This is a genomic window from Bacillus sp. S4 (genome assembly GCF_040838205.1).
Taxonomy (GTDB): Bacteria; Bacillota; Bacilli; order Bacillales; family Bacillaceae_G; genus Bacillus_A; species Bacillus_A cereus_U.
Genome location: NZ_JBFPJI010000265.1, coordinates 1 through 4704 on the forward strand (window position 1 = coordinate 1; position 4704 = coordinate 4704).

Here is a 4704-nt window from a genome sequence, read left to right on the forward strand (position 1 = left end):
CCATAGATAAGTACATCCAAAGGGATAAAACGGTTCCACTTTTTTATAAACAGTACGACTTTATTGTTATGTAACAGAAATGTGAAATATCATATTTCACAAAATATCTTGGCAAAATGCAGTTTCACTGTATAACCCCATCCAAAATTTGATCGTACTTTCACCTTCCCTAATAACTTCAAAGGATTTTCACTCGATACTCCCGAATATATAAATAATCATTCTCGCAAGGAGCTAATTTATATGAATCTATTCGAACACGAAACATAAAACCGTTCCACTTTAATAAGAGGTCCTCCCTTTTTCTTTTCTTACTATATCATTTATTAACGAAATAGGAGGACAACAATATGAAACGTGATCCATTATTTTCAGCACTATTAGAAAGTGCAAAGACTAACTTTAGCGGCTGGGATTTTTCTTTCATTTCAGAAACTGGCCGTATGAATAGCGAGCCCCTATCATGGTCATACGGTAGCACTGCTTTCCAGCTTATGCAACGTGCAAAATCAATGCTAGATATGGGGACTGGTGGCGGAGAGTTTTTATCTATGTTACAACCGTTCCCGTCAACTATTTATGCGACTGAGGGCTATGCTCCGAATGTCCCAATTGCACGAAAGAAATTAGAACCTTTAGGAGTTATAGTCGTAGAAGTGACTGATGATACTGCTTTACCATTTCAAGATGGTCAGTTTGATTTAATTGTGAATCAACATGAATCCTATTCTGCTTCTGAAGTGAAAAGAAGTCTTTCCATCAATGGAACATTTCTTACACAACAAGTCGGTGGTCTTGATTGTGCGGAACTTAATGAGCAGTTTGGCACACCGCTGAATAGCGAATTTTCAAGTTGGTCACTCAAAACGGCATGTAGTGAATTAGAACAAAATGGATTTACTATTTTAGAAGCGAAAGAAGAATTCCCTCTTCAGCGTTTTTATGATGTCGGTGCTGTTGTCTATTACTTACAAGCAATTCCGTGGCAAATTCCTGATTTTACAGTAGAAAGCTATAATGAGGAATTGTATCGCATACATGAAATCATCTTGCAAAAAGGATATTTTGATGTGAAGCAACATCGTTTTATTATAAAAGCGAATTATGTAGAGTAAAACTTGAATTAGCATTCCTTGCAAAAAAGCCAAATTCTTTATTGGAATTTGGCTTTTTCTTAGTATTTTAACGCATCTTATCCTATTGAGAAATGAGATGTTTTTCATATCGTTTTTTCGTATCATCTTCTGCCAAAACAGCAGTTGTGTACTCAATAATATTCCGATTATCATACGTAAATATATGATCTAAATTGTTGTCCTCTTTTAATAATATCGGTAAATATCTTTGCAAATTGCTAACTACACCTCTATTATCACCATCTAATATCCAATCAATTGACTTCCATTCTAATATACCTTCATCAGTGCTTACTGGCGTATCAATATGTACTTCATCACGTAAATCAGCAAGGAATACATACATTTCCTCTCTATCCTGAGGCTCGTCTTTAACTTTAAAAATAACATTCCCTTTATACGTTGCACTATGAAGCTCTATACCCGTTTCCTCAAACGTTTCTCTAATTATTCCTTCATATGGCGTTTCATTATCCTCGATTTTCCCTCCAACGCCATTCCACATTCCCATTGTTGGCTTTTTGTTTCTATTTAAAAGGAGTATGTTATCCCCTTTTCTAATGAAGCATATTGTGTACTTATACATATCGTCATATCCTTTCTATTTCCTAACCGTTAACTTGAAAATATCATCCTCTTTATAGGAGCACCTGCGGATTAAAAGTTACTTCTAATTCATTGATTGTTTTTTGATGAAAATAAAATAAAAATACTAAACTAGTCTAGTATTTTCATTTTCGAAAAAGGATAATATATAAATTCCACCTTGCCAATAACGTTATCTTCTTCAATATAACCTAAACCATTTCGACTATCCTTACTATGTTCACGATTGTCTCCCATTACAAATAACTTATTTGGCGGAATCTTTGTCTTTTGAAAGTTGTAAAACACTTGTGTATTATTATATAAATCTTTATTTATATAAGGTTCATCTTGCTTTTTGTCATTTACGTATACTGTTCCATTCGTTATGTTAATTACGTCACCAGGAAGTCCTATTACGCGTTTTACATAATATTTCGACTCATCCTCTTCCTTAATAATGACGATTTCTCCGTGCTGTAAGCTAGAAAAATGTACAGCGGCTTTATTTACAAATACGTAGTCTTCTTCCTGTAAAGTTGGCTGCATTGATTTTCCTTCCACTTTACATAAAGTGAAAGACTGGTACGTTACTACTAGGACAAATATAAATAGTATGTACTTTCCCCAACCTCTCTTAATCTCCTCTTTCATATCCATTCCCACCTTATCAAAACACTTTTCAACTCAAAAATATATCACTGCACCTGTTCATTTGCGCAGTGATATACTACAATTTGAATTTTTTACTGTGCCTTATTCGGCTGTTGTGCTACTGGGACTGGACTTACACCCGATCTCTGCGTTTTCAAATCAAAATATGCATCCAAAATTTCTTTACCAATTGCAGAATTAATACCTGATTTATCATTATTCACCCATGGTACAACAACAGAAAAAGCGACTTCCGGATCAGCATCATATGGCGCATACCCGGCGAGAGTTAAATTATAACATTTTTTTCGATAGTTGTTTTCATCTCTTCCAATACCACTTTCTCCACCGTACACTGTTTCTGCTGTTCCTGTTTTTCCAGCCGGTTTATAAGGTAATCCTTTAAAAGTTCCAGTACCTGTCCCATCAGTCTCCTGGAAAACTCTTCTAAATCCTTCTTTCACATGATTTATATATGACAGATCCATATCCACTCGGTTTAACACGACTGGTTCCATCGAGTGAATAACTTTTCCGACTTCCTCTGGTCTATTTGGTTGCTCTCTAATTTCTTGTACAATTTGTGGTTTCATTCGGTAACCACCATTTGCAATCGTTGACATATATTGAGCAAGCTGCAGCGGCGTATATGTGTCATATTGTCCAATCGCATAATCAAGTAAAAAACCAGGTATATTATCAGTTCTACCCATTTGACCAATCGATTCATTTGGCAGGTCAATACCAGTTGGCACACCTAAACCAAATTGTCTAAAGTAATAGCGCATTTTATTAAACGCTTCTTGTTTAATATCTAGCGGATTGTTTGGTACATAATCAATCCCCGCAATCTTTAACGCCGTATTAAACATGTAGACATTGGATGAAACTTGCAATGCTCTTAAATCATCAATATCTCCAAAGTCTTTCCACGATTTCTTCGGCTTCAAACTTCCTTTAAAGTACATTGGTGCATCAAAGAAATGCGTATATGGCTTAATCGCTCCTGTTTGATATCCCGCTAATACCGTAGCTCCTTTCACCGTCGATCCTAACTCATAAGAGCTTATCATCGTTCCTAAAGCGTAGTCTTCTATTTGCATCCCGCCGTCTTTATTTACAATTTTTTTTCCTGCTAATGATAGAATTTGACCATTTTTCGGATTCATCATAACGACGAATGCACGATCCATCATCGGTTCAGAAGAATGAAATGCCCTTAAATTCCTTTCAAGACTTTCCTCCACTTTCTTCTGTAAATCCATATCAACTGTTAACATTAAATTATTTCCACTTTTTCCTTTTGTCACTTTTTCAGTTCGAATAATATTTCCAGCTTTATCAGTAATATTTTTAGACTGTTCTTTCGTTCCATGTAACATATCTTCGTATTGTTTTTCGATGTAACTCTTACCAATACGATCATTTCTGTTATAATCTCGTACTAAATAATAGTCTAATTGCTCCCTTGGTAATCCCTCATTCTCAGTAGAAACACTACCAAGTACAGAACGTAGTATTTTATCATTTGGATATTCTCGCTCCCAATCCACAGTCGTATCTACGCCTGGCAAGATTGATAATCTTTCACTCACTACTGCATATTCATTTTGACTTACATCTTTTTTGACGATTTGTGGCGTCATTTTATATCCCGCATTCATTTTGCTTTTAATTGCTAGTACTTCTATATCCTCTTTCGAAAGCTCGTTTAATTCTTCTTGTGTAATTCTTTCTCGTCTCAACTCTTCTACTTTCTTATCTAAGTCTTTCCCTTCTATTTCCTGCTTCCTAAATTTACTCTCATCTTCTTTCGTTACTTTTGTTGCTGCGCGTTTTTCATTTAACTGCATCCAAAAGTCTTTTTTATCTGTCTCTGTTAACTTATCCATATCTTCTTGCGGCATTTCAATGAGCTTTGCTAAATTTCTTGCCACTATTAAAACCTCTTTTGAGTCCACTCCTTTCATCTTCGTATATGTAACAGTTCGTAACGGTTTATTATTTACAATAACTTTCCCTTCCCGATCAAACATCTTCCCTCTCGGAACTGGAGTACTCACCGTTACATCTTCCTTTTTATTCACTTCATTTCGATACGTTTCTCCGTCAATGATTTGTACTTTACCTAATTGAATAATAATAGCTGAAAATAAAAGAAACACGATAAAAAATAGTACATTTAACCGAAACGGAATATGAGTCTTTTTCTTTTTCGACTGTTTCTGCTTCTCCTTTTTCTGTCTCATTTTGCTCCCTCGCTTCATTCTATTAACATTTCTCTACATAAAACATACGTTCACTACAGTGCAATCAAATACATCATTAT

General features: G+C 35.1%; 4 protein-coding genes. 1 reads left to right on the plus strand and 3 read right to left on the minus strand.

The genetic code is table 11. From position 1 onward, the window contains the following. Window positions 1-350 precede the first annotated feature (350 nt). Complete coding sequence (locus AB3X48_RS18105) at window positions 351-1115, plus strand: class I SAM-dependent methyltransferase (RefSeq protein ID WP_016105309.1); 765 nt, start codon at window positions 351-353, stop codon at window positions 1113-1115. 82 nt (window positions 1116-1197) lie between these two features. On the opposite strand, the gene AB3X48_RS18110 is transcribed toward AB3X48_RS18105, so the two are convergent. The 3 genes from AB3X48_RS18110 to AB3X48_RS18120 all read right to left on the minus strand — a co-directional run bounded on the left by AB3X48_RS18110 (window position 1198) and on the right by AB3X48_RS18120 (window position 4642). Continuing rightward, window positions 1198-1722: an NUDIX hydrolase gene (locus tag AB3X48_RS18110; protein WP_088099205.1), complete on the minus strand. Its 525-nt coding sequence runs from the start codon at window positions 1720-1722 to the stop codon at window positions 1198-1200. Window positions 1723-1853: 131 nt separating this feature from the next. Beyond that, the gene (gene lepB, locus AB3X48_RS18115) at window positions 1854-2375 is read right to left on the minus strand and encodes a signal peptidase I (RefSeq protein WP_016105310.1); all 522 of its coding nucleotides are present in this window, start codon (window positions 2373-2375) and stop codon (window positions 1854-1856) included. 92 nt (window positions 2376-2467) lie between these two features. Beyond that, entirely contained in the window at window positions 2468-4642 is a 2175-nt protein-coding gene (locus AB3X48_RS18120; RefSeq protein ID WP_195743217.1) for a peptidoglycan D,D-transpeptidase FtsI family protein, read from the minus strand. Between the last annotated feature and the right edge of the window lie 62 nt (window positions 4643-4704).

Bases quoted from the DNA above. Each gene is read 5' to 3' on its own strand.
- AB3X48_RS18105 (WP_016105309.1), top strand. From the start codon at position 351: ATGAAACGTGATCCATTATTTTCAGCACTATTAGAAAGTGCAAAGACT.
- AB3X48_RS18110 (WP_088099205.1), bottom strand. From the start codon at position 1,722: ATGTATAAGTACACAATATGCTTCATTAGAAAAGGGGATAACATACTC.
- lepB (WP_016105310.1), bottom strand. From the start codon at position 2,375: ATGAAAGAGGAGATTAAGAGAGGTTGGGGAAAGTACATACTATTTATA.
- AB3X48_RS18120 (WP_195743217.1), bottom strand. From the start codon at position 4,642: ATGAAGCGAGGGAGCAAAATGAGACAGAAAAAGGAGAAGCAGAAACAG.